The 23,169-nt window shown below is 72.7% G+C and carries 17 protein-coding genes and 1 riboswitch; of the genes, 9 read left to right on the forward strand and 8 right to left on the reverse strand.

What is annotated here, in order from left to right; genetic code table 11:
- Positions 1 to 72 precede the first annotated feature (72 nt).
- Positions 73 to 579 carry a DoxX family protein gene (locus ACIP89_RS10935; protein ID WP_401923600.1) on the forward strand — a complete coding sequence of 169 codons (507 nt, stop codon included), beginning with the start codon at positions 73 to 75 and terminating at the stop codon, positions 577 to 579.
- Positions 580 to 735: 156 nt separating this feature from the next.
- On the opposite strand, the gene ACIP89_RS10940 is transcribed toward ACIP89_RS10935, so the two are convergent.
- On the reverse strand, positions 736 to 2,067 hold the full coding sequence (locus ACIP89_RS10940) for a PspC domain-containing protein (protein WP_401923602.1): 1,332 nt from the start codon (positions 2,065 to 2,067) through the stop codon (positions 736 to 738).
- A 200-nt stretch (positions 2,068 to 2,267) separates the two neighbouring features.
- On the opposite strand from ACIP89_RS10940, the gene ACIP89_RS10945 reads away from it, so the two are divergent.
- Both ACIP89_RS10945 and ACIP89_RS10950 read left to right on the forward strand, forming a co-directional pair.
- Positions 2,268 to 3,566, forward strand: a complete 1,299-nt coding sequence (locus tag ACIP89_RS10945; protein ID WP_073732602.1) for an ATP-binding protein — start codon at positions 2,268 to 2,270, stop codon at positions 3,564 to 3,566.
- Positions 3,550 to 4,254, forward strand: a complete 705-nt coding sequence (locus ACIP89_RS10950) for a LuxR C-terminal-related transcriptional regulator (RefSeq protein WP_402114287.1) — start codon at positions 3,550 to 3,552, stop codon at positions 4,252 to 4,254. Before ACIP89_RS10945 ends, ACIP89_RS10950 begins: the two co-directional genes overlap by 17 nt.
- Before the next feature lie 68 nt (positions 4,255 to 4,322).
- Here the strand turns inward: ACIP89_RS10950 and ACIP89_RS10955 are convergent, their stop codons facing one another.
- Both ACIP89_RS10955 and ACIP89_RS10960 read right to left on the reverse strand, forming a co-directional pair.
- Entirely contained in the window at positions 4,323 to 5,096 is a 774-nt protein-coding gene (locus tag ACIP89_RS10955; protein ID WP_401928472.1) for a GNAT family N-acetyltransferase, read from the reverse strand.
- A 42-nt stretch (positions 5,097 to 5,138) separates the two neighbouring features.
- Positions 5,139 to 6,188 carry an NlpC/P60 family protein gene (locus ACIP89_RS10960; protein WP_402114290.1) on the reverse strand — a complete coding sequence of 350 codons (1,050 nt, stop codon included), beginning with the start codon at positions 6,186 to 6,188 and terminating at the stop codon, positions 5,139 to 5,141.
- 357 nt (positions 6,189 to 6,545) lie between these two features.
- Here ACIP89_RS10960 and ACIP89_RS10965 point away from each other — a divergent pair, with 357 nt between their 5' ends.
- On the forward strand, positions 6,546 to 6,899 hold the full coding sequence (locus ACIP89_RS10965; protein ID WP_402114292.1) for a hypothetical protein: 354 nt from the start codon (positions 6,546 to 6,548) through the stop codon (positions 6,897 to 6,899).
- 94 nt (positions 6,900 to 6,993) lie between these two features.
- Here the strand turns inward: ACIP89_RS10965 and ACIP89_RS10970 are convergent, their stop codons facing one another.
- The gene (locus tag ACIP89_RS10970) at positions 6,994 to 8,193 is read right to left on the reverse strand and encodes an NlpC/P60 family protein (protein ID WP_402114294.1); all 1,200 of its coding nucleotides are present in this window, start codon (positions 8,191 to 8,193) and stop codon (positions 6,994 to 6,996) included.
- A riboswitch (cyclic di-AMP (ydaO/yuaA leader) is annotated at positions 8,192 to 8,356 on the reverse strand. (Overlaps the previous gene by 2 nt.)
- 255 nt (positions 8,357 to 8,611) lie before the next feature.
- Between ACIP89_RS10970 and pcrA the strand changes: the two genes are divergently transcribed.
- Positions 8,612 to 11,050 carry a DNA helicase PcrA gene (pcrA, locus tag ACIP89_RS10975; protein ID WP_402114296.1) on the forward strand — a complete coding sequence of 813 codons (2,439 nt, stop codon included), beginning with the start codon at positions 8,612 to 8,614 and terminating at the stop codon, positions 11,048 to 11,050.
- Between the two features lie 41 nt (positions 11,051 to 11,091).
- On the opposite strand, the gene ACIP89_RS10980 is transcribed toward pcrA, so the two are convergent.
- Positions 11,092 to 12,630, reverse strand: coding sequence for a peptidoglycan DD-metalloendopeptidase family protein (locus ACIP89_RS10980; RefSeq protein ID WP_402114297.1), 1,539 nt, complete (start codon positions 12,628 to 12,630; stop codon positions 11,092 to 11,094).
- A 166-nt stretch (positions 12,631 to 12,796) separates the two neighbouring features.
- Complete coding sequence (locus tag ACIP89_RS10985; protein WP_402114299.1) at positions 12,797 to 13,711, reverse strand: esterase/lipase family protein; 915 nt, start codon at positions 13,709 to 13,711, stop codon at positions 12,797 to 12,799.
- A gap of 407 nt (positions 13,712 to 14,118) precedes the next feature.
- Between ACIP89_RS10985 and ACIP89_RS10990 the strand changes: the two genes are divergently transcribed.
- Entirely contained in the window at positions 14,119 to 14,532 is a 414-nt protein-coding gene (locus tag ACIP89_RS10990; RefSeq protein WP_311303688.1) for a cobalamin B12-binding domain-containing protein, read from the forward strand.
- Here the strand turns inward: ACIP89_RS10990 and ACIP89_RS10995 are convergent.
- Together ACIP89_RS10995 and ACIP89_RS11000 are read right to left on the reverse strand one after the other, a co-directional pair.
- Positions 14,498 to 16,195: a DUF5691 domain-containing protein gene (locus tag ACIP89_RS10995; protein ID WP_402114301.1), complete on the reverse strand. Its 1,698-nt coding sequence runs from the start codon at positions 16,193 to 16,195 to the stop codon at positions 14,498 to 14,500. The genes ACIP89_RS10990 and ACIP89_RS10995 overlap by 35 nt on opposite strands.
- Before the next feature lie 225 nt (positions 16,196 to 16,420).
- Positions 16,421 to 17,845, reverse strand: a complete 1,425-nt coding sequence (locus tag ACIP89_RS11000) for an SWIM zinc finger family protein (RefSeq protein ID WP_402114302.1) — start codon at positions 17,843 to 17,845, stop codon at positions 16,421 to 16,423.
- Between the two features lie 116 nt (positions 17,846 to 17,961).
- Between ACIP89_RS11000 and ACIP89_RS11005 the strand changes: the two genes are divergently transcribed.
- The 3 genes from ACIP89_RS11005 to ACIP89_RS11015 all read left to right on the forward strand — a co-directional run bounded on the left by ACIP89_RS11005 (position 17,962) and on the right by ACIP89_RS11015 (position 22,909).
- On the forward strand, positions 17,962 to 19,074 hold the full coding sequence (locus ACIP89_RS11005) for an AAA family ATPase (RefSeq protein WP_402114305.1): 1,113 nt from the start codon (positions 17,962 to 17,964) through the stop codon (positions 19,072 to 19,074).
- Complete coding sequence (locus ACIP89_RS11010) at positions 19,071 to 21,503, forward strand: DUF5682 family protein (RefSeq protein ID WP_402114308.1); 2,433 nt, start codon at positions 19,071 to 19,073, stop codon at positions 21,501 to 21,503. The genes ACIP89_RS11005 and ACIP89_RS11010 overlap by 4 nt, the downstream gene beginning before the upstream one ends.
- Before the next feature lie 233 nt (positions 21,504 to 21,736).
- The gene (locus ACIP89_RS11015; RefSeq protein WP_402114311.1) at positions 21,737 to 22,909 is read left to right on the forward strand and encodes a vWA domain-containing protein; all 1,173 of its coding nucleotides are present in this window, start codon (positions 21,737 to 21,739) and stop codon (positions 22,907 to 22,909) included.
- The last annotated feature ends 260 nt before the right edge of the window (positions 22,910 to 23,169 follow it).

Consider the following 23,169-nt stretch of genomic DNA (forward strand, 5'->3'; position numbering starts at 1 on the left):
CCGGCGAGGGTCGAATGGCCCTGTGGGCGGGACCGGGCGGTCCGGCGCAGGGCCGCGGAAGGCGGGGCACCAATGCACTACGGCATGAACGGGCGCGGACTGGGTGAGCCGAAGAGCCTGCGGGAGCTGGCACGGGAGCACGCCCTGCTGCCGCTGCGGATCTTCCTCGGCGTCACCTTCGTCTACGCCGGGCTCGACAAGCTGACCGACAGCGCGTTCTTCCACACCACCGGCACCGGCTCCATCGGCGAGACGATGAACGCGGTCCGGGACTCCGCCGCGATCCCGGCCCTCGTCGACCTCGCGCTGAAGAGCCCGTCCGGCTTCGGCTACGCCATCGCGATCGGTGAACTCCTCGTCGGGATCGGCACCCTCCTCGGCCTGTGGACCAGGATCGCCGCGCTCGGCGGTGCGCTGATCTCGCTGTGCCTGTGGCTGACCGTCAGCTGGCAGACCGAGCCGTACTACCTCGGCAACGACCTGGTCTACCTCATGGCCTGGCTGCCGCTGCTGCTCGGCGGGGCGACGTCGTTCTCGGTGGACGGCGTCCTCCCGCCGCGACGGCGCCGGATCCGGTAGGCGGTCCAGGTGGTCAGCACGGCGATCGAGAGGCCGCCGGCCAACAGCGCGGCGAAGAACACCCACGGGACGTGCCAGAGACCGGCGGCGTCCGCCCCGTAACCGGCCGCCAGGCCCATCATGACCAGGCCCGCGACCGCCCGTCCGGGCCGGATCTCATGACGAAGCACGGGTGACCTCCACCTGTCCGACGGCGACTTCCAGATCGAGTTCGACGGTGCCGGCCGGCGGGCCGCCCGGCTCGGGGGACAGCGTGCGGTGCTCGTTCTCCGAGACCCTGATGTCCACGTCGCCCTGCCGCGACCCGCCGTCGGGCGATTCGCCCGGCAGCGTGACGTCGCCCAGGCCGGCCCGCGCGCTCAGCCGCACGGTGACCGTCTTCGGCACGCGCACGACGACCCGGCCCGCACCGACCTCCACCCGGGTCCTGAGCGTGTCGCCCTCCGGCACGGAGACCCGGGTGAGATCCAGGTCCGCCACCCCGGAGCCCACCTCGTAATGCGGCTGCACCGCCGCGACCGTGGCCGGGCGCCACTCCTCGCGCACCCAGTGCGCGGTGATGCCGGCGGGCAGCGCGGACGCCCCCGCCAGCAGGCCCGCGGTGATCATCGAGAGCAGTACCGTGCCGAACCCGGTCCGCCCGACGAAGGCGCTGACCAGCATCCCGGCCCCGAACACCGCGAGCGCGGCGGTCAGCCCGATCTGCAGGCTCAGCCCCAGCGGCTGGGAGTCCCAGTTCGCCTGCGCGCTCACCGCGCCCGCCAGCACCGCCAGCAGGAAGACGGCCCCGGCGATCGAGGTCGCCTCCGGGTTCTGCCGCGACTTCCCGGGCGTCCGGAACGGGCCGGTGGCCGTCGCCCCGCGCGGCCCGGCCGCCCGGCCGCCCAGCGTGGTGTCCGCCGGCCCCCACAGATAGCCGGGACCCACCGGCCCCGTGGTGCCGTCCTTGATGATCGGGTCCCGCCACCAGGACGGGCTGCCCGGCCTCGGCGGCGCCTTCACCTCGGGCGGCGCGTCCGAGACCGCCTGCGCGGCCGCGGGATGCAGCGGGCCCTGCGGATCGCCCGTCCTGCGGTGCTGCGTCCACACGGAGAAGCCGATCACCGCGAGCGACAGCATCGCGGCGAACGCCAGCGTGCCGCCGTTCCCCAGCATCGACAGGAACAGCCCGCAGCCCACCAGCGCGAACAGGACCGCGATCAGCGACGCACCCTCGACCCGGCCCGACAGCAGCCGGCGCGCCTCGTTCTCCTCCTCGCCGTCCAGCGGGACCAGCAGCCAGGCGAAGCCGTAGAAGATCAGCCCGAGACCGCCGGTCACGGAGAGCACCCCGAGCACGATCCGGAAGATCACCGGATCGACATCGCAGTACCGGCCGAGGCCGCCGCAGACCCCGGCCACCACTTTCTGCCGCGAGCTGCGCCGCAGCCGCCCGCCGGGCCCGGCGGACGGTACGGCGCCGGGCGGCGCATCCTGGGGAACGGTCATGGCTCCATGGTGACGGGCGCCGGGCACGTCCGGCACCCGCCCCGACCCTGGACGAACCCTGAGATCGCCCCCGCCGGACCCTGAAGGGACCGTTCCGGACCAGGGCGCCCGCCGGCACCCGTTCCCGCCCGCGTCTCTCAGGGTCGAAGTGGGGGCCGACCCTGATGCCATCGGCCGCACACACGTGTGACGATCGGGTCATGCCAGCCGCCACCACCCGAGCCGCCAGCTCCCTCAATCCGGACCCGGAGGAGCCGCCACTGCGCAAGCTGTACCGCAGCGCGGACGGACGGCTGCTCGGCGGCGTCGCACGCGGTCTCGCCGGACACCTGGGGCTGCCGGTCGCCTGGGTGCGGTTCGTCTTCCTCGGACTCTTCTTCGCGGACGGCCTCGGCGCGCTCCTGTACGCCGTGTTCTGGATCGTCGTCCCGCTCGGCGTCGGCGGCGTGGACAGCCCCCGGTCCGTCTTCGAGACCGCCCCCGACGGCAGGCGCCGGCTCCGCAAGCCCGACCGGGGCCAGGTCTTCGCCCTGGTCGCGCTCCTCATCGGCGCCGTGATCTTCGTCGGCAACGTCGACATGGGCAGCAAGGCCGACCGCTACATCTGGCCCACCCTGCTGATCGGCGCCGGCTCCGTCCTGGTCTGGCGGCAGGCCGACAACGCCCGCCGGGCCCGCTGGATGGAGGTCGGCAGCCGCCGCCGGGTCCTGAACCTGGCCCGGGGCCTGGCCGGGGTCGCCCTGGTCGGCCTCGGCCTCGCCGGGTTCATGGTGGTGCGCGGCTCGGCCGCCCAGCTCGGCAACGTCCTCACCGCCGCCATCGCCGTGCTCACCGGCATCGCCCTGCTGGCCGGGCCCTACCTCGTGCGGATGACCCAGGACCTCTCCGAGGAACGCCTGATGCGCATCAGGGCCCAGGAGCGCGCCGAGGTCGCCGCCCACGTCCACGACTCGGTGCTGCACACCCTCACCCTGATCCAGCGCAACGCTGAGGACGCGGGCGAGGTGCGCAGACTGGCCCGCGCCCAGGAGCGCGAGCTGCGCAACTGGCTGTACAACCCCGAGGGCACCGGCAAGGACGAGGACGACGAACCCGAGACCCTGGCCGAGGCCGTCAAACGCGCCGCCGCCGAGGTCGAGGACAAGCACGGCGTCCCGCTGGAGGTCGTCGTCGTGGGTGACTGTCCGCTCGACGAGAAGCTGACCGCACAGATGCAGGCCGCCCGCGAGGCGATGGTCAACGCCGCCAAGTACGGTGGCGAGGGCGGCGCCGTACAGGTCTACGCCGAGGTCGAGGGCCGCACGGTCTTCGTCTCGGTGCGCGACCGGGGACCGGGATTCGACCTGGACTCCGTACCGGGGGACAGAATGGGCGTACGAGAGTCAATCATCGGCCGGATGCAGCGCAACGGCGGTACCGCCCGGCTGCGTTCGGTGCCCGGCGGGGGCACGGAAGTCGAGCTGGAGATGGAGAGGACGAGCGATGAACGGGACCACTGAGGCGACCGGGGGCCACGCGGACCCGGAGCGCCGGGTACGAGTCGTGCTCGTCGACGACCACCGGATGTTCCGCACCGGCGTGCAGGCCGAGATCGGCCGCACCGAGGAGACGGGGGTCGAGGTCGTCGGCGAGGCCGCGGACGTCGACCAGGCGGTCACCGTCATCACGGCGACGCGCCCAGAGGTCGTCCTCCTGGACGTGCACCTGCCGGGCGGCGGCGGCGTCGAGGTGCTGCGCCGCTGCGCCCCTCTCATGGGTGCGGTGGAGAACCCGGTGCGCTTCCTCGCGCTGTCCGTCTCGGACGCCGCGGAGGACGTCATCGGGGTCATCCGGGGCGGCGCCCGCGGCTACGTCACGAAGACCATCACCGGCGCCGACCTGGTCGACTCGGTCTTCCGGGTCCAGGACGGCGACGCGGTGTTCTCGCCCCGGCTGGCGGGCTTCGTCCTCGACGCCTTCGCCTCGACGGACGCGCCGCCGGTCGACGAGGACCTGGACCGGCTGACCCAGCGCGAGCGCGAGGTGCTGCGGCTGATCGCCCGGGGCTACGCGTACAAGGAGATCGCCAAGCAGCTGTTCATCTCGGTGAAGACGGTCGAGTCGCACGTCTCGGCGGTGCTCAGGAAGCTCCAGCTGTCCAACCGGCACGAGCTGACCCGCTGGGCGACGGCCCGACGGCTGGTCTGAGTCGCGGACGGCTTCCCGTTCCGGCCGGTCCGGGTGGTCGGGCGGCTTCCCGTTCCGGCCGGTCCGGGTCAGGCGGCTTCCCGTTCCGGATCGAGCGAGATGTTGAGCTTCTCTCCGATCCTGCGGTAGCCGATGGACGCGTAGATCCGTTCCACGTCGGCGTCGCCCGGCTCCAGCCACACCACCCGGCAGCCCCGCTCGAAGGCGGTCGCCGTGAGGTGGCGGGAGAGGGCGGCCCCGATACCCCGGCGCCGGAAGTCCGCCGAGACCGCGAGTCCGGCCAGCTCGCTGAGGCCGTCCACCGGGACCGAGCAGCCGCCCGCGCCCGCCGGAACGCCGTCGAGGGTGGCGAGCGCGGCGACGCCGCCGTTCGCCGCCGCGTCGCGCAGCCACTCCGCCTCGCCGCCCTCGGGCTCCCCGGTCCCGCCGTACCCCAGGTGCTGGACGAGCGCGGCGGCGTCGAACTCCGCCACCGTGACCGGTTCGGCCGTCACCAGACCGTCCACCGGCTTCGCGGGCAGCAGCCCGCCGGGGGCGCAGGCCAGGATCGGGGCCCGGTTCTCGACGGTGAACCCGGCGGCGAGCAGCGCGGGTTCGACCGCGGGCGCCCAGCCGGGCAGGTACTCCAGGCGCGGCATCCGGTCCCGCTCCCGGAACGCCGCTGTCAGGGCGTCGAGTTCGCCGGGTGTCGGTTCCGCGCCCTGGTCCGGGATCGCGTAGTTGGCGTACTTCAGCGACCAGTTCACGTTGTGGCGCACCGTGAACGGGCCCACCCGGTAGTGGTCCGGGGAGCGGAGGGCGAGCGTACGAGCGTGGGTCTGGACGTCGAAGTCCATGGGCATCTGTGGGTGTCCCTCGGTCCGGTCGGTCGGAAGGACGGGAGCCTATGCCACCCGGGTCGCTCCGGCGAAGGGCATTTCGTCGATCGGCGCGATCCGGACCGGGGCCCCGGGGCGCGGGGCGTGGATCATCCGCCCGTTGCCGATGTAGAGGCCGACATGGCTGATGCCCGAGTAGAAGAACACCAGGTCCCCCGGAGCGAGTTCGGACCTTCCGACCTGCTGCCCGGCGTTGATCTGGGTGTACGTGGTCCGGGGCAGCGAGACACCCGCGGCACGCCAGGAGGCCTGGGTGAGGCCGGAGCAGTCGAACGAGGAGGGGCCGGTGGCCCCCCAGACGTACGGCTTGCCGAGGGCCCCGTACGCGAAGGCGACGGCCGCCGCCGCGCGGGCGTTCGGTGCCTGCTCGGAGCCGCGCGGGGCGCTGCGGTCGGCGTGGCCCGCGCCTCGGCCGCTGCCGTCCGAGGCCTCGTAGGCGGCGCGCTGGGCGGGGGAGAGGCGGGCCAGCAGCGTGCGGGCCTCCGACAGCTTGGCCCGGACCGTCGCCTTGTGCTTCCGGAGTTCGGCCTGGCGGGCGGTGAGCTCGGCCAGCTGCCCCGCCGCCTCGGAGCGCAGCTGCGCCACGTCCGCCACCTGGCGCCGCACGGCGCGGAGCTCGTCGGCCCGGCCGGATGCGGCCCGCTCCACGTAGGAGGCGCGCTGGAGGTACTGGTCGGGGTCGGAGGAGAGCGCCAGCTGGAGGGAGGGATCGAGCCCGCCCGCGCGGTACTGCGCGGCGGCGTACGAGCCCAGCGCCTCGCGCGAGGCGTTGAGCCGCTCGGTCCTGCGGGCGGCCTCGTCGCGCAGCGCGTCGATCGACTCGGCGGCGGCGGCCGCCTTCACCTTCGCGCCGTTGTACTGCTCGGTGGCGACCTCCGCCTCCCGGTACAGCCGGTCCACCTGGGCCTTGGCCTGTGCGGCGGTGGGCGTCGGCTCTGCGTGCGCGGATCCCGGCAGCGCGGCAGCGGTCGCGGCCCCGGTGAGGGCGAGGGTCGCTGCGGTGCGGGCAGCAGAGCCGGTGTACAGGCGCTGCTTCGGTTTCCGGTGCGCGGCCACGGAGGCGGTGGTCCTTCCTGTCGACTGCCCGCCGGGGCCTACCGGCGGACCCGCCCGGTCCTGCGGCGGGCCGCCAACAGGGGGAGCGGCCCGCCGCCGGATCTGCCGGCGGGGCGACCGGGCGGTGCCGTCCGGGTGCGGAGCGGCGGTGATCCGGTCACCTGGTAGGGACGCTAAACCCGGGGCACGGGGAAGAGTTGTAATGACGCTTATTGCCCGAATTTGGCGCTTCGTTGTTTGCTAATGACAGGAAAAATTGCACCAGAGTCAGGCAATTGGTGCATTAGTCGGTCAAGCGGCCAGTAAGTAGCACCTGACTGCGGAGGCCTGCTAGGGGCAGGGCTAGGGTGCGGAACCATGCGTGTACTCATCGATGTCTTCGTCGCCCTCCACATCATCGGGATCGCCGCCCTGCTGGGAGGTTTCCTCACCCAGATGAAGGCGATGAGCGCGGGGACGGCCCGATTCGTACCGGGGATGCTGCACGGCGCGCTGACCATGCTCGTCACCGGAATCGCCCTGGTCGGGCTCGACCAGGCCGACGACCACCCCGTGAACAACGTCAAGATCGGCATCAAGCTGCTGATCCTCGTCGTCATCCTCGGGCTGGTCTACGTCAAGCGGGACGAGGAGAAGGTCGAGAAGGGCCTCTTCGCGGCGGTGGGCGGACTGACGATGGTCAACATCTTCATCGCCACGCTCTGGACCTGAGCGCCCGGGGGCCCGAGCGCTCCCAGGGCCTGTCCGGCGGGTCAGGGCCGGACAGGCCCTGGGGTCTGTCCGGCGGATCGTGGTCGGACAGGCCCTAGCCGGGGCGGACGCTCCCGTAGATCGGCATGTAGTAGATCGACTCCTCGCGCACATCGGCCCCCGGCTTCGGCGCGTGGATCATCATGCCGTCGCCCTTGTAGATCCCGACGTGGCTGATGTCGTCGTAGAAGAAGACCAGGTCACCGGGTTGAAGGTCCGCCGTGGCGATCCGGCTGCCGACGTTCACCTGGTCCCAGGTGGTCCGGGGAATGGTGACGCCCGCGGCCTTCCAGGCCGCCTGGGTCAGCCCCGAGCAGTCGTACGAGGACGGGCCGGTCGCCCCCCAGACGTACGGCTTGCCGATCTGGGCCCTGGCGAACGCGAGGACCTTCCCGGCCCGCGTCGTCGCCCCGCTGTCCGAACCGGAGCCGGAGTCAGAGCCGGAACCGGTGCCTGTACCCGTACCCGTACCCGTGCTCTTACCGGAGCCTGTGCCGCTCCCGCTCCCGCTGCCGGCCTCCTCGGCCTTGCGGTCGGCCTCCGCCTTCGCGGCCGCCTGCTTCTTCGCCAGCTCCTCGGCCTTGCGCGCGGCCTCGGCCTTCTTCTTCTCCTCCAGCTCGGCCAGCCGCGCCTTCTCCTGCGCGGTCAGCTTCGACAGCAGGGTGCGCGCCTCGGCCAGCTTGTTCTGCACGTTCTGCTTGCTGGTGCGCAGCTTCGTCTGCGAAGCGGTGAGCGTCTCCAGGCTCGTCACCGCCTCGGCCCGCTTCTTCGACGCCTCTGCCTGCTTCGTACGGAAGTCGGTGACGGCCTGCTGCTGGTTCGCGGCCATCCGGTTCATCAGGTGGGTCTGGTCGAAGAACGACTGCGGGTCGTTGGCCAGGAAGAAGGTGGCGGTCGGCGCGAGCGCGCCGTCGCGGTACTGGGCGGCCGCGTAGTTCCCGAGCGTCCGGCGGGCGTCGTTCAGCTTGTCGGCCCGCTTCGCGATGTCGTCCAGCAGCCCGTCCACCTTGGTGCGCTGCGCGGCGGACGCCTCTTTCGCCTGGTCGTAGTGCTGGGTCGCGGTCCCCGCTTGCCGGTAGAGGTCGTCGACCTTCTTCTGGACTTCCTCGATGCTGGGCTTCGGGGCCGGGGCCGCCAGCGCGCTCTGCGTGGACAGCAGGGTCACGGAGGCGAGTGCGGCCGTCGTGAATCCGATGGCGGGCGTGGTGCTGCGCACCCGTGGGCGCGGTTTGCGATGCGATGCCAAGACCGGCATTTCCTTCCGTGGACCGCCTACCGGGTTAGCTGTCGGGTTCGGGCGGAACGGAAGGCTGCCCTACGGTCCTGGTGGGGGTTGCGGACCGATTCACCCCGGTGCTGCGCGTGGGTCCCCGGTTCCGGACCCCGTACGGGAGGCCCGGATTCGGCGTGGACGCCCGCTCGGCGTGGTTCGCCTCTGGGGGTACGGCCGTCCGAACGAGCACGCTAGCCAACTCATGGTGCCGCTGTGAAGGTTGATGTTCGATATGCCCGATACATTTCCGTGACCTTGCGGAGCCCGTGCCGCCCGGCCGGGCGCGGCGCGTCATTTTCCTACGCACGGTGGTCCGGACATCGCCGTGTGTGGCTCCGGAAGTACGGGTTCTGCCATGCGGGCCCGTGGTGTCAGTAGGGCCGCCTAGACTCGGACAGCGATGAGCAGCCTCTTTGACGACAGTTTCCTGGCCGGCCTCCAGCACTCGGAGGAAGGGCCCCCGCCGCCCCCCGAGGACTCCGCACCCGAAGCGGTGCCGGAGGACCTCTTCGGGGGCGTGTTCGACGGGCCCCCGCCGCCCCGCGACGCGTACTACCGCGACGGGGCCCACCGTCCGGTCATCGACGCCGCCGCGCTGCTCGACGGGCTGAACACCGAGCAGCGGGCCGCCGTCGTGCACGCGGGATCCCCGCTGCTCATCGTCGCCGGGGCCGGTTCGGGCAAGACCCGGGTGCTGACCCACCGCATCGCCCACCTGCTGGCCGAGCGCGGGGTGCACCCCGGCCAGATCCTGGCGATCACCTTCACCAACAAGGCCGCCGGCGAGATGAAGGAGCGCGTCGAACAGCTCGTCGGGCCCCGCGCCAACGCCATGTGGGTCATGACCTTCCACAGCGCGTGCGTCCGGATCCTGCGCCGCGAGTCGAAGAAGCTCGGCTTCACCTCCTCGTTCTCGATCTACGACGCGGCGGACTCCAAGCGGCTGATGGCCCTGGTCTGCCGCGATCTCGACCTCGACCCGAAGCGCTTCCCGCCGAAGTCGTTCACGGCCAAGGTGTCGAACCTGAAGAACGAGCTGATCGACGAGGAGACCTTCGCGGGCCAGGCCGCGGACGGCTTCGAGAAGACCCTCGCCCAGGCCTACGCGATGTACCAGTCCCGGCTGCGCGAGGCCAACGCGCTCGACTTCGACGACATCATCATGACGACGGTGCACCTGCTCCAGGCCTTCCCCGACGTCGCAGAGCACTACCGCCGCCGCTTCCAGCACGTCCTGGTCGACGAGTACCAGGACACCAACCACGCCCAGTACACGCTCGTACGGGAGCTGGTCGGCCCGGCCGGTGCGGCCGACGCCCCCGGCGAACTGTGCGTCGTCGGTGACGCCGACCAGTCGATCTACGCCTTCCGGGGTGCGACGATCCGCAACATCCTCCAGTTCGAGGAGGACTACCCGGACGCGACCACGATCCTGCTGGAGCAGAACTACCGCTCCACCCAGACGATCCTGTCCGCCGCCAACGCCGTCATCGAGCGCAACGAGAGCCGCCGCCCGAAGAACCTCTGGACCAACGCCGGCTCCGGCACCCGGATCACCGGCTACGTCGCGGACACCGAGCACGACGAGGCCCAGTTCGTCGCGGACGAGATCGACCGGCTGACCGACGCGGGCGACGCCAAGGCGGGCGACGTCGCGATCTTCTACCGGACGAACGCGCAGTCCCGTGTCTTCGAGGAGATCTTCATCCGGGTCGGCCTGCCCTACAAGGTCGTCGGCGGGGTGCGCTTCTACGAGCGCAAGGAGGTCCGGGACGTCCTGGCCTACCTCCGGGTCCTGTCCAACCCCGAGGACACCGTCCCGCTGCGCCGCATCCTGAACGTGCCCAAGCGCGGTATCGGGGACCGGGCGGAGGCGATGATCGACGCCCTGTCGATGCGCGAGAAGATCACCTTCCCGCAGGCGCTGCGCCGCGTCGACGAGGCGTACGGCATGGCCGCCCGTTCCGCCAACGCCGTCAAGCGGTTCAACACGCTGATGGAGGAGCTGCGCACGATCGTCGAGTCGGGCGCGGGCCCGGCCGTGGTGCTGGAGGCCGTCATGGAGCGGACCGGCTACCTGGCCGAGCTCCAGGCCTCCACCGACCCGCAGGACGAGACCCGGATCGAGAACCTCCAGGAGCTCGCCTCCGTGGCGCTCGAATTCGAGCAGGACCGGAGCGAGGAGGAGGGGTCGGGAACGCTCGCCGAGTTCCTGGAGCGGGTCGCGCTCGTCGCCGACTCCGACCAGATCCCCGACGAGGACACCGACGGCTCCGGAGTCGTCACGCTGATGACCCTGCACACGGCGAAGGGCCTCGAATTCCCGGTGGTCTTCCTGACCGGCATGGAGGACGGCGTCTTCCCGCACATGCGGGCGCTGGGCCAGGTCAAGGAGCTGGAGGAGGAGCGCCGGCTCGCCTATGTCGGCATCACCCGGGCCCGCGAGCGGCTCTACCTGACCCGGGCGTCGATGCGCAGCGCCTGGGGCCAGCCCTCGTACAACCCGCCGTCGCGGTTCCTGGAGGAGATCCCGGAGCAGCACCTGGAGTGGAAGCGCAAGGGCCCGATGGCGGCTCCGGCGGGACCGACGTCGGGCATCACCTCATCGCTGTCCGCGTCCCGCTCGCGCTCCGGGCCCTCGGGCTTCGCGACCCGGCGGACGTCGGACAAGCCGACGATCACGCTGGTGGTCGGTGACCGGGTCACGCACGACCAGTTCGGTCTGGGCACGGTGACGGCGGTCGAGGGCATCGGTGACCAGGCGAAGGCCACGGTCGACTTCGGGGACGAGCGGCCGAAGAAGCTGCTGCTGCGGTACGCCCCGGTCCAGAAGCTGTAGCGGGGCGTACCGTCCGGCCTTCCTCCGGGAGGAAGGCCGGATCAGGTCGGGTCGACGTTGTGGCTGCGGAGCCAGGGCAGCGGGTCGACGGCCGCGCCGCCGCCGGGCCGCACCTCGAAGTGCATGTGCGGGCCGGTCGAGTTGCCGGAATTCCCCGAGTACGCGATCACGTCACCGGCCTTGACGTGGCCCGAGCGGATACGGGTGCTGCTGAGGTGGCAGTACCAGGTCTCGGTGCCGTCGGCCATCGTGACGATGGCCATGTTGCCGTAGGCGGTGTTGTACTGCGTACGGACGGTGCCGTCGGTCGCGGCCATCACCGGGGTCCCGTACTGGACGGGGAAGTCGATGCCCGTGTGCACGGACATCCAGTTGACGCCGGCCTGGCCGAAGTACGCGCTGAGTCCGTGCTCCTTGACCGGAATGACGTACTTGGGGCGCAGGGCCTCCTTGCGGGCCGCCTCCTCCTCGCGCTTCTTCCTCTCGGCGGCCTGCCGCTCCTTGAGGTCGATGCGCTCCTGGGTGCGGCTGGCGCGGCCGGCGAAGTTCTCCGCGTCGGCGCTGAGGTTGGCGAGCTGGGTGTCCAGCTTGTTGTTCGCGGCCACCGGCTTGACCGTGCCGGGGTCCGCGGCCGCCATCGTCGTGGTGTCGTCCGTCTTCTCCTCGCCGCCGCCCATGCCGCCCACGGAGGCGGCGGCGATACCGGCCACGCTCATCACACAGGCGGAGGGGACGGCGATGGTGAGGAGGGCGGAGCGCTTGGCGGGCGAACGCCTGCGGCTGCGGCTGCCGCCACGGGAGACCTGACGGGCCGGGGGGTGGTGGGCGTCCGGCTCCGGGGACGCCTCGGGGAGGCTGAACTCGGCGGTCTCAAAGGCCTCAAAGGTCTCGACGGTCTCGACGGCCGTCGGCACGGCCTGAGCGGGCTCGTATGCCTCGTACGCCTGGAACGTCTCGTACGGCTCGTGCGTTTCGTGCGGCTCGTGCGGCTCAAGTGTTTCGTGCGGATGTTGCCGGGTCTGTTCGGGTTCGTGCGACGCCGTCAGATTTTCCGGAGTTTGCTGTCCGTGCTCGGGCGTGGCGCCGGTGTTCCAGGCGGTGGCGTCGTACGCGCCGGAGTCGTACCCCGCCGTGTCGGTGCTCGACCACTGGCCGTTCGCGTACCAGCCGGAGGTGTCCCACTGGCCCGAGGAGTCAGGGGCGCCGCCCTGTGCCGGGATGTTCGCGCCGTGGCCGTCGAACGTCGCCCAGGTGCCGGTGGTGTCGTACTGCGGGGCCGCGTCGTACTGCGGGGCCGCGTCGTACTGCGGGGCCGCTTCGTACTGGGGGTGCTGCTGGAAGTGGGGGGTATAGGCCGTGTAGTCGGCGGCGTGGCCGTACGCGGCGGTGGGGTGTGCGCCGGTGTCCCACTGGGTGGTGTCGTACTGGCCGGTGTCGTACGGGGCGGCGTAACCGGTCGTGGTGTCGTACGGACCGTCGTAACCGCTGGGGAGGGAGCCGAAGAGCGGGTCGTCGTCGAAACCGCTCGTGGAGTGGCTGTCGTATCCGACATACCCGGCGTGGGGGTGCTGGTCGGTCACCAACTTCTCTCTCGCCTCGGCAGCAGGACCTTGGGTCCGGGGCCCGTGGGGGACCCCGGGGGAAAGCAGTGGCCGCGACTGTACCCGGCGGTATGCGACGCCGACAATCTTCCACGGCTCGCGGGGACTCAGGAAACGGGCAATCGGCCGTCTTTCGGCGGACCACTCACACAGCCTTGGCTCTATGTTCGAGATTCGTTCTATTTCCGGGCTCTTGCGCGTCGAGCGCCTGGCGCACCCCGGCGGCCACGGCCGGGTGCACGGGCAGCGCGAGATGGCCGATCCCGCTGACGCGGACGTTGGTCGCGTCGAGGTCGGGATGGTCGACGCAGGCCGCCTCGGCAGGGACGATGACCTGGTCCAGCTCGCTCCAGAAGCTGATGAACCGGGTGCGGCATCCGGGCGCAGGCAGCCGAAGCTCCTCGATCGGGGCCGATCCGCTGCGCATCTGCCGCACGATCGGGTGAGCGCTGGCGAGGGGAGCGGCGGCGGTGCCGGCGTGCGGCGTGCCGAGAGTGACGAGGGTGCGGACCCGTTGGTCACCACCCAGTCGCTGTACGTAGTAGCGCGCTATCAGGCCGCCCAGGCTGTGCCCGACGATGTCGACCTCGCGGTGTCCGGTGCGGGCGCAGATCTCCTCGACATGGCGGCCGAGCAGCTCGGCGGCGGTGCGGATGTCGCAGGTCAGCGGGGAGTAGTTGAGCGACTCCAGATGACGCCAGCCGTGCCGGGCCAGCGAGCGGCGCAGCAGCACGAAGACGGAGCGGTTGTCGATGAAACCGTGCAGGAGCACAACGGGCGGCCGGTCTGTCTTCCCGAGGTACCTGGTGTTCTCGCCGCTTCCGCTGCTTGTGGCGTGCGCGCCGGGCCGGACCGTGGACCCGGCAGGTACGGGGACCGGTTCGGCTGCCGGGCGCGGCGGGGTGCGCCGCTCGCCGGCGATGCCGGTGGGGTAGATCAGTGCGTGTCCGGCGAGCACCACGAGTTCCAGCGCGGTCGCTCTCAGCAGTGCGGACGACAGCCAGGCGTTGCGCGCGCCCGTACGGCGCAGCAGCAGGGGAAGAAAAGGCAGGGTCTTCATTGACCGACCTCCTGCTTCCGGCACCCGGGGAGCGGCGGCTCCTGCCCCGGATGCCCTCGTGGGGCGCCGTGTCGGACGACCGGGCGGCGGTTCACCGTCCGGGACCCGCCGCCCGCCGCGCCCTCCCGGTCACCTTCGATGACCGGGAGGCTGACGGTCGGTGAGCCGTACCACCGTGCCGTGCGGCTGACGGCGCGGTGGTACGACGACCTCGTGCGGCTCCCCCGGCGGCCGGTCCCGCACGGCAGGTGTGCCGCGTGCTGCGGGAAACGGCGCCCGGCGAACATGTCCCACGTGTGATTTCCCCCTCCCCGCCCACCGCGAAACAGCGGCTTGCGGGATGCTGTGGATAACGTTCGTTCACATCCCCGGCCTGTCAGGGGCGGGAGACGCGTGTGGAGGCAGTGATGGGTGTGACCGGTCCGATCCGAGTGGTGGTGGCCAAACCGGGCCTCGACGGCCATGACCGAGGGGCCAAGGTGATCGCGCGGGCACTGCGCGACGCCGGTATGGAGGTCATCTACACGGGGCTCCACCAGACTCCCGAGCAGATCGTGGACACCGCGATCCAGGAGGACGCCGACGCGATCGGCCTCTCGATCCTCTCCGGTGCGCACAACACGCTCTTCGCGAAGGTGATCGCCCTGCTGAAGGAGCGCGAGGCCGAGGACATCAAGGTCTTCGGCGGCGGCATCATTCCGGAGGCGGACATCGCGCCGCTCAAGGAGCAGGGGGTCGCGGAGATCTTCACCCCGGGCGCGACGACGGTCGAGATCGTCTCCTGGGTCAACGCGAACGTCCGTCAGCCGGCGGAGGCCTGACCCCGTCCGGAGCCAGCTCCGCGTCCATCGCCGCGCGGAGCCGCAGGGTGGAGACCAGCCGCTGGAACGCCTCCGACCAGTAGCCGTTCGCGCCGGGGGAGGCGTCCGCCGGTTCGTCGGGGGTCGTGGTGAGGACCTCCAGGCGGTCCGCCTCCGCCGGATTCAGGCAGCGCTCCGCCAGGCCCATCACTCCGCTGAAGCTCCACGGGTAGCTGCCGGCGTCCCGGGCGATGTCGAGGGCGTCGACGACGGAGCGGCCGAGCGGTTCCGCCCAGGGGGTCGGGCAGACGCCCAGCAGCTGGAACGCCTCCGACAATCCGTGCGCGGCGATGAACTCGGCCACCCAGGCGGCCCGTTCGGCGGCGGGCAGCACGATCAGAAGCTTCGACCGCTCGGCCAGTGAGGCCGTGCCGGGACCGTTCGACGGGGGTGTCGCGGGCGTCCCGAGCAGCGCCCGCGCCCATGCGGGGTCCCGCTGCCGGACGGCGGCCCGGCACCAGGCCGCGTGCAGTTCCTCGCTCCAGCCGTCGGCCACGGGGAGCGCGACGATCTCCCGCGCCTCGCGGCCGCCGAACCGGGCCGGCCAGACCGAGAGCGGCGACGACTCCACCAACTGGCCCAGCCACCAGGACCGTTCGCCCCGCCCGGTCGGCGGGAGCGCCACCACGCCGTCGCGCTGCATCGCCGCATCGCACTCGTGCGGGGCCTCCACGGCCACGGAAGGGCCGGTACCGGTGAGGCCGGGGCTCACGCAGGACAGGGCGCGGTCCGCCATCCGGCCGGCGAGCGCGGAGCCGGGCAGCGCGGAGAGCAACTCGGCCGCTGTCGAGCGCACATTGCGGCTGCGGTCGGTCAGAGCCTGCTCCAGGAAGGGCTCGTCGGACTCGGAGAGCCCGGTGCGCAGCGAGTCGACGAACATCAGCCGGTCCTCGGCCCGCTCGGTGGCCCACGTGGTGGCGAGCAGGGCGAGTGCGGCGTCGGCCTCGTGTGCCCGCACCGCGGAGAGCAGTGCGACCCGTTCCGCGAACAGCCCCTCCTGCCAAAGCCGGTGGACCGCTTCTCCGTCGGTCACGTCCGGCAGCAGCGAGGTGCCGGACGCGCCGCGCAGCGCGAACTTCCACTCGGGGTTCAGCCCGGCCAGCCAGAGTCCGCGTGGCCCGGCGAACGTCAGGGCCTGCGGCCGCAGATCGGTCCGCGCGCGGGCCGCGTCCAGCAGGGCGGGCAGCGTCGCGTCCGGCGCCCGGTAGCCGTGCAGATTGGCGGTGGCCAGCCACTGCGGGATCAGTTCCGTCAGATCGGGAGCGGTGCCGCGTCTTCCGGCGGAGCCGCTCGGGGCCGCCCGGTCCGCCAGCAGCCGCTCCAGCCGGCTCCGGGCGGCCCCCGGCAGGGCCGGCCGGGGGTCGGCGGGCGCCGGATCGGGCCGGGGAGCGGCAGGCGCGGGCAGCAGACCCGCCCGGCGCCGCACGGTGTGCAGGGCGGCCGCGTCCAGCAGCGCGACCGCGGCGCCGTCCGGACCGGCGCCGCCCGGCACACCGGGTGGCCGGCGGTCCGTGCCGAGCAGCGCCGAAGTGACCAGCTCGTCCCACGGGGCGGTAGCGGGCGTGGTGGGTGCGGTGGGTGCGGTGGTTGTGGTTGGCGTGCTGGGTGGGTTGGTACGGGGCATCGTTCCTCCACCAGGAATCACAGGAGTCACAGAAGTCGCAGCAGTTATGGGAGTCGCAGGAGTTACAGGAGTTCCAAGATCCGCAGGAGTCGCGAGAGTTATAGGAGTCACGGGAGTTACAGGGCTTGCGGGAGCGGTTGGAGTCCACTGGGTTCACGGGGTCCACGGGGTCCATGGGGTCCACCGGGTCCACCGGGTCCACCGGGTCTCCCGCGCCCGCCGGAGTCAGATGAGCGCAACCGTCTCGGCGCCGGCCGGGTGCGCGTCCTTGGCCGGGTCCGTGTGCGTGGCCGGCCAGGCCGCGAGCGGGTCGAAGCCGCGGTGGCCGCATTCCCCGAAGACGGTAAGCGGACCCCCGCCGGAGCACGCCACGAGCTTCCACAGCGCGGGCCGGGACAGCGCGGCCGGGGCGACCGGCAGGGCCCAGTCCCCTTCCGCGTCCGCCAGTTGCCAGCCGTCCCGGGACGGCACGGGTATGACGTCGCGCAGGGTCACCGGCCAGGAGTCCAGCCAGGGGTCGTCGCCCAGGGCCCGCCCATACGCGGCGATGGCCCCGGTGACCGTGACACCCGGCGGCGGTGTGCCGGTCGGCACCGGAGGCCCGATCTGTGGTCCCAGCTCGGCCCGAAGCTGCCCCGCCCCCCGGTGCGGGGTGAGCTCCGCGTCCAGCGTGACGCCCACCGGCAGAGCCTGACCGGGGGAGCGGCCGGGCCCCCCGAAGGACAGCAGCAGCGCGGTGCGGCCCGACTCCCGCCCGTACAGCCAGCTGCGGCGGGCGACGATCTTGCCCTCCGGGGTGTCGTACTGGGCGAGGACCAGCCAGCGATCGCGGACCGGCGCACCCCCGGCGGCGGCCGGCAGCCCGACCCGGGTACGGACCGTGGCCGCCAGCGGCGGCGGCAGCCGGTCGATGCCCTGCCAGCCCTTGTCCAGCAGATGCAGCAGCGCGCACTCCTCCAGCAGCCGCACCGGCCAGCCCGGCCCGGACGCCGGTATCGCACCCAGCTCCCGCACCCGGCCGGCGAGACCGGGCGCCTGGGCGTCGACCATGCGGGCCGCGGTCTCCTCCCACAGCCCGTACCCGGACTGCTCGGCCGCCGCCAGCCCGCCGCGCACCAGGTCGGTCAGTCGCCGTTCCAGCTCCTGGACGCCGTCGCCGATCCGCTCGGCCCTGCGTTCCGCCCGGCGCCGGGCGGCGGCCGGATCGGCGGGCCCGGCGGCGACGCCCGCACCGCCCTCCGGCCCCTCCCGCGCCGCCGAGGCCTCCGCACGGCGGCGCCGGTCCGCCAGCCACTCACCGGCCCAGTCCGGCGGAACGGCCGAGGGCAGGGCCGCCTCGTCGGACGCCCGGAGCAGCAACAGGCCCAGCGCGTGCTTGCAGGGGAACTTCCGGCTGGGGCAACTGCACTTGTACGCGGGCCCCGTGGTGTCGACCACCGTCCGGTACGGCGTGCTCCCGCTCCCCCTGCACAGCCCCCACACCGAACCCCGCTCCTCCCGCCCGGTCTCCGACCACGGACCGGCCGAACCGAGCTTGTTCCCCGCCTTGCGTGAAGCGTCGTCAGGAGCCAGGGCCAGGACCTGCTCCACCGTCCAGCGCACCGCCGGAGCAGCGGTGCCCAAGGGTTCTCCCCCGTCAGTCAGCAGCATGGATACGACGGTAGGCCGCACCACTGACAACTGCTGTGACCTGCGCGAACGTTGATTGTCAGTGCCATGGTGCACGGTGGGAAGCACATCGGGACGACCGATCTGGAGGGGGATCCATGACCGTGTCAGAAACCACCGCAGCCGTGGGCGCGCAGGCGCTGCGCCCGCACGCGGAGGACGCCTTCGCCGACGAGCTGAAGGCGCTCGCCGCCGCCGACGACCGCCCGCGTCCGGCCCGTTGGCGGCTGTCGCCCTGGGCCGTCGCCACGTACCTGCTGGGCGGTGCGCTGCCCGACGGCACCCTGATCTCACCCAAGTACGTGGGCCCGCGCCGTCTCGTGGAGGTCGCCGTCAGCACCCTCGCCACGGACCGGGCGCTGCTCCTGCTCGGGGTGCCCGGCACCGCCAAGACCTGGGTGTCGGAGCACCTCGCGGCCGCCGTCAGCGGCGACTCGACCCTCCTGGTCCAGGGCACGGCGGGCACCCCGGAGGAAGCCGTCCGCTACGGGTGGAACTACGCGCGGCTCCTCGCGCACGGCCCCAGCCGCGAGGCGCTGGTGCCGAGCCCGCTGATGCGCGCCATGTCCGAGGGCCTGACCGCGCGGATCGAGGAGCTCACCCGCATGCCCGCCGATGTGCAGGACTCGCTGATCACCATCCTGTCCGAGAAGACCCTGCCGCTGCCCGAGCTGGGCCAGGAGGTCCAGGCGGTCCGGGGGTTCAACGTCATCGCCACCGCCAACGACCGCGACCGCGGGGTCAACGAGCTGTCCAGCGCGCTGCGCCGCCGGTTCAACACCGTGGTCCTGCCGCTGCCCGCCACCCCGGAGGCGGAGGTCGAGATCGTCTCCCGGCGCGTCGAACAGGTCGGCCGCGCGCTCGACCTGCCTCCCGCCCCCGACGGCCTCGCGGAGATCCGCCGCGTGGTCACCGTCTTCCGCGAGCTGCGCGACGGGGTCACCACCGACGGCCGCACCAGGATCAAGTCGCCCTCGGGGACACTGTCCACGGCCGAGGCCATCTCCGTCGTCACCAACGGCCTCGCGCTCGCCGCCCACTTCGGTGACGGGGTGCTGCGCGCGGGGGACGTAGCGGCCGGCATCCTCGGCGCGGTCGTCCGGGACCCGGCGGCCGACCGGGTGGTCTGGCAGGAGTACCTGGAGACGGTGGTGCGTGAGCGGGACGGCTGGAAGGACTTCTACCGCGCCTGCCGTGAGGCCTCCGCATGACCGGCACCCCGCGTTCCGGCACCCCGCGCCCCGGCACCCCGCGCCCCGGCACCCCGCGCTCGGGCGGGCCGCTGCTGCTGGGGGTGCGGCATCACGGCCCCGGCTCGGCCCGCGCCGTCGGCGCCGCACTGGAGGCCGCCCGGCCCGGGGCGGTGCTCATCGAGGGCCCGCCCGAGGGCGACGCGCTGCTGCCGCTCGCCGCCGACGAGCAGATGCGGCCGCCCGTCGCGCTGCTCGCCCACGCGGTGGACGATCCCGGCCGGGCGGCCTTCTGGCCGCTCGCCGGGTTCTCGCCCGAATGGATCGCGATCCGCTGGGCCCTCGCGCACGACGTCCCGGTCCGCTTCATCGACCTCCCGGCCGCGCACTCGCTGGCCATGGCGGAGAAGGAGGAGCGGGAGCGTGAGGCGGAGCGCCGGAGCCCGGGGGAGCGCGCCGGGGAAGCGGGCCCCGCGCCCGTCCCGGTCGACCCCATCGGGGTGCTGGCCGAGACCGCGGGCTACGACGACCCCGAACGCTGGTGGGAGGACGTCGTCGAACACCGCGCCGGGGGCCCCGGCGACCCCTTGGCGGCCTTCGCCGCGCTCGGCGAGGCGATGACCGCCCTGCGCGAGGTGTACGGGGACGGCGGCCACCCCAGGGACGCGGTCCGCGAGGCGTACATGCGCGTCCAGCTGCGCACGGCCCGCAAGGAGTTCGACGACGACGTCGCCGTGGTCTGCGGCGCCTGGCACGTGCCCGCGCTCGAAGCGAGGACGACTCTCGCGGCCGACCGGGCCCTCCTCAAGGGACTGCCCAAGGTCAAGACCGAGCTGACCTGGGTGCCGTGGACCCACCAGCGGCTCGCCCGGCACAGCGGATACGGGGCCGGGATCGACTCACCCGGCTGGTACGCACACCTCTTCGCGTCCCCGGACCGCCCGGTCGAACGGTGGATGACCAAGGTCGCCGGACTCCTGCGCGACGAGGACCGGTTCGTGTCGTCCGCCCATGTCATCGAGGCCGTCCGGCTCGCCGGGACCCTCGCCGCCATGCGGGGCCGGCCGCTCGCCGGCCTGAGCGAGGCGACCGACGCCGTGCGGGCCGTGATGTGCGAGGGCTCCGACGTGCCGCTCGCCCTCGTCCGGGACCGGCTGATCGTCGGCGGCACCCTCGGTGAGGTACCGGACACCGCCCCCGCCGTGCCGCTCCAGCGCGACCTCACCCGCCGGCAGCGCACCCTGCGGCTCAAACCGGAGGCGTCGGAGCGGGACATCGAGCTCGACCTCCGCAAGGACACCGACGCGGCGCGCAGCAGGCTGCTGCACCGGCTGCGGATCCTCGGCGTCGGCTGGGGCGAGCCCACCGAGGGCCGGGGGAGCACCGGCACCTTCCGGGAGAGCTGGCGGCTGCGCTGGGAGCCGGAGCTGTACGTGCGCGTCGCGGAGGCGGGCATCTGGGGCACCACCGTGCTCTCCGCCGCGACCGCCCGCGCCGAGTCGGATGCCCTGTCGGCCACCGCGCTGGCCGACGTCACCGCGCTCGCGGAACGGTGCCTGCTGGCCGGACTGCCCGACGCGCTGCCCGTCGTCATGCGGATGCTCGCGGACCGCGCCGCGCTCGACACGGACGTCGGCCACCTCGCGGACGCCCTGCCGTCCCTGGCCCGCGCGCTGCGCTACGGGGACGTCAGGTCCACGGACACGGCCGCGCTCGGGGAGGTCGCGGCGGGGCTCGCGGAACGGATCTGCGTCGGGCTGCCCCCCGCCTGCACCGGACTCGACGACGAGGGGGCCGGTGCGCTGCGCCGCCAGGTGGACGGCGTCCACACGGCGGTCGGCCTGCTCGCCGGCGCCGTCCCGGCCAACGCGGACGGGCTGCGCGAGCGCTGGAGAGCGGTCCTGCGCAAGCTCGCCGCCCGGGACACGGTCGCGGGAGTGATCCGGGGCCGGGCCGCCCGGCTGCTGCTCGACGACGGGCACCTCGGACAGGACGACGCGGCCCGGCTGATGGGCCTTGCCCTCTCGCCCGGCACACCGCCCGCGGACGCCGCCGCGTGGATCGAGGGCTTCGTCGGCGGGGCGGCCGGCGGCGGCATGCTCCTGGTCCACGACGAGAGGCTGCTCGCCCTGGTCGACGCCTGGCTGTCCGGAGTCGCCCCCGACACCTTCACCGACGTACTGCCGCTGCTGCGCCGCACCTTCTCGGCGTACGAACCGGGCGTCCGGCGCACGCTGGGCGAGCTCGTCCGGCGTGGCCCGGCCGCCGGGGGAGGGACCGGCGCGGGCGCGGTCCCCGGCGGGACGACGGCCCCCGGGTTCGGCCCCGTCCTGGACGGGGCACGCGCGGACGCGGTGCTGCCGGTGCTCCGCCTCCTGCTGGGCCTGGACGTGGACCGGAAAGCGGCGCCGACCGAGAACGACGATCAAGCGCTGGGGGCGACGGGATGACCAGGAACCCGCACACACGGGGAAACGCACACGCGGACACGCCCACCGACACGCACACAGACAGAAACACGCACACAGACAGAAACACGCGCACGGACAGAAACACGCACACGGACACGGACACGCCCACGCAGAGCAACCCGCACGCGGACACGCCCACGCCGGTAAACGCACACGCGCACACGCGCACGCGTACCGAGGCGGCGGACGCCGAACGGCTGCGGCGCTGGCGCATGGTGCTGGGCGCGGACAGCGCGGAGAGCACCGGCCGCACCCTGACCGGACGCGACGCCGCGATGGACGGCGCGCTGACCGCGCTGTACGAGAACCGCGGCCGACAGCCCGGCGGCCGGGGCGGCAGCGGCCGCTCGTCCGGGCTCGGCGCCTCCGCGCCCTCCGTGGCCCGCTGGCTCGGGGACATCCGTACGTACTTCCCCAGCTCCGTCGTCCAGGTCATGCAGCGTGACGCCATCGACCGGCTGGGCCTCTCCGCGCTCCTGCTCGAACCGGAGATGCTGGAGGCCGTCGAGGCGGACGTCCATCTCGTCGGCACCCTGCTCTCGCTCAACAAGGTGATGCCGGAGACGACGAAGGAGACCGCCCGAGCCGTCGTGCGCAAGGTCGTCGAGAAGCTGGAGAGCCGTCTCGCCACCCGCACCAGGACCGCGCTCACGGGGGCGCTGGACCGCTCGGCGAAGGTCAGCCGGCCGCGTCACCACGACATCGACTGGAACCGGACCATCCGGGCCAACCTCAAGAACTACCTGACCCTCCCAGGGGCGGACGGCGGAGACGGCGAGGACGGGGCGGCCGGCACGGGCACGGTCGTGCCCGAGCGGCTCATCGGCTACGGGCGCGCGGCGCGGTCCGTACGGAAGGACGTCATCCTCTGCGTCGACCAGTCCGGTTCGATGGCGGCCTCCGTGGTGTACGCCTCGGTCTTCGGCGCCGTGCTCGCCTCCATGCGCGCCCTGCGGACCAGACTCGTCGTCTTCGACACGGCCGTCGTCGACCTCACCGACCAGCTCGACGACCCGGTGGACGTGCTCTTCGGCACCCAGCTCGGCGGCGGCACCGACATCAACCGGGCGCTCGCCTACTGCCAGTCCAGGATCACCCGCCCGGCGGACACCGTCGTCGTGCTCATCAGCGATCTGTACGAGGGCGGCATCCGCGACGAGATGCTGAAGCGGGTCGCCGCGATGAAGGCGGCCGGGGTGACGTTCGTGACCCTGCTCGCCCTCTCCGACGAGGGCGCGCCCGCCTACGACCGCGACCACGCGACGGCGCTGGCCGCGCTGGGTGCTCCGGCCTTCGCCTGCACGCCGGACCTCTTCCCCGACGTGATGGCGGCCGCGATCGAGAAGCGGCCGCTGCCCGTTCCGGACCGGGAGGCCCCCGCGTGACGGTGGTGCCCCCAGGCCCGGACGGGCCGTCCCCCGGCCAGTTCCCCACCCGTCGTACCGATGCCGATTTGTCTACCGCGACCCGGCCACCAGGGCGGTCTGTGACCGTAATCACCGCCCGGCGGGGATCTGCGATTTAGGGTCCTGCGGGGCGCGGGGATAACCTGCGAGATGGACATGCCGCGTATTCGGTCACCGTGTGCGCCTTCCTAGTGACAGAGCAGTCACGTTGCCCCTCGCGGCACGCCCACGCAGAAAAC

Source organism: Streptomyces sp. NPDC088730, assembly GCF_044751215.1.
Classification (GTDB): Bacteria; Actinomycetota; Actinomycetes; order Streptomycetales; family Streptomycetaceae; genus Streptomyces.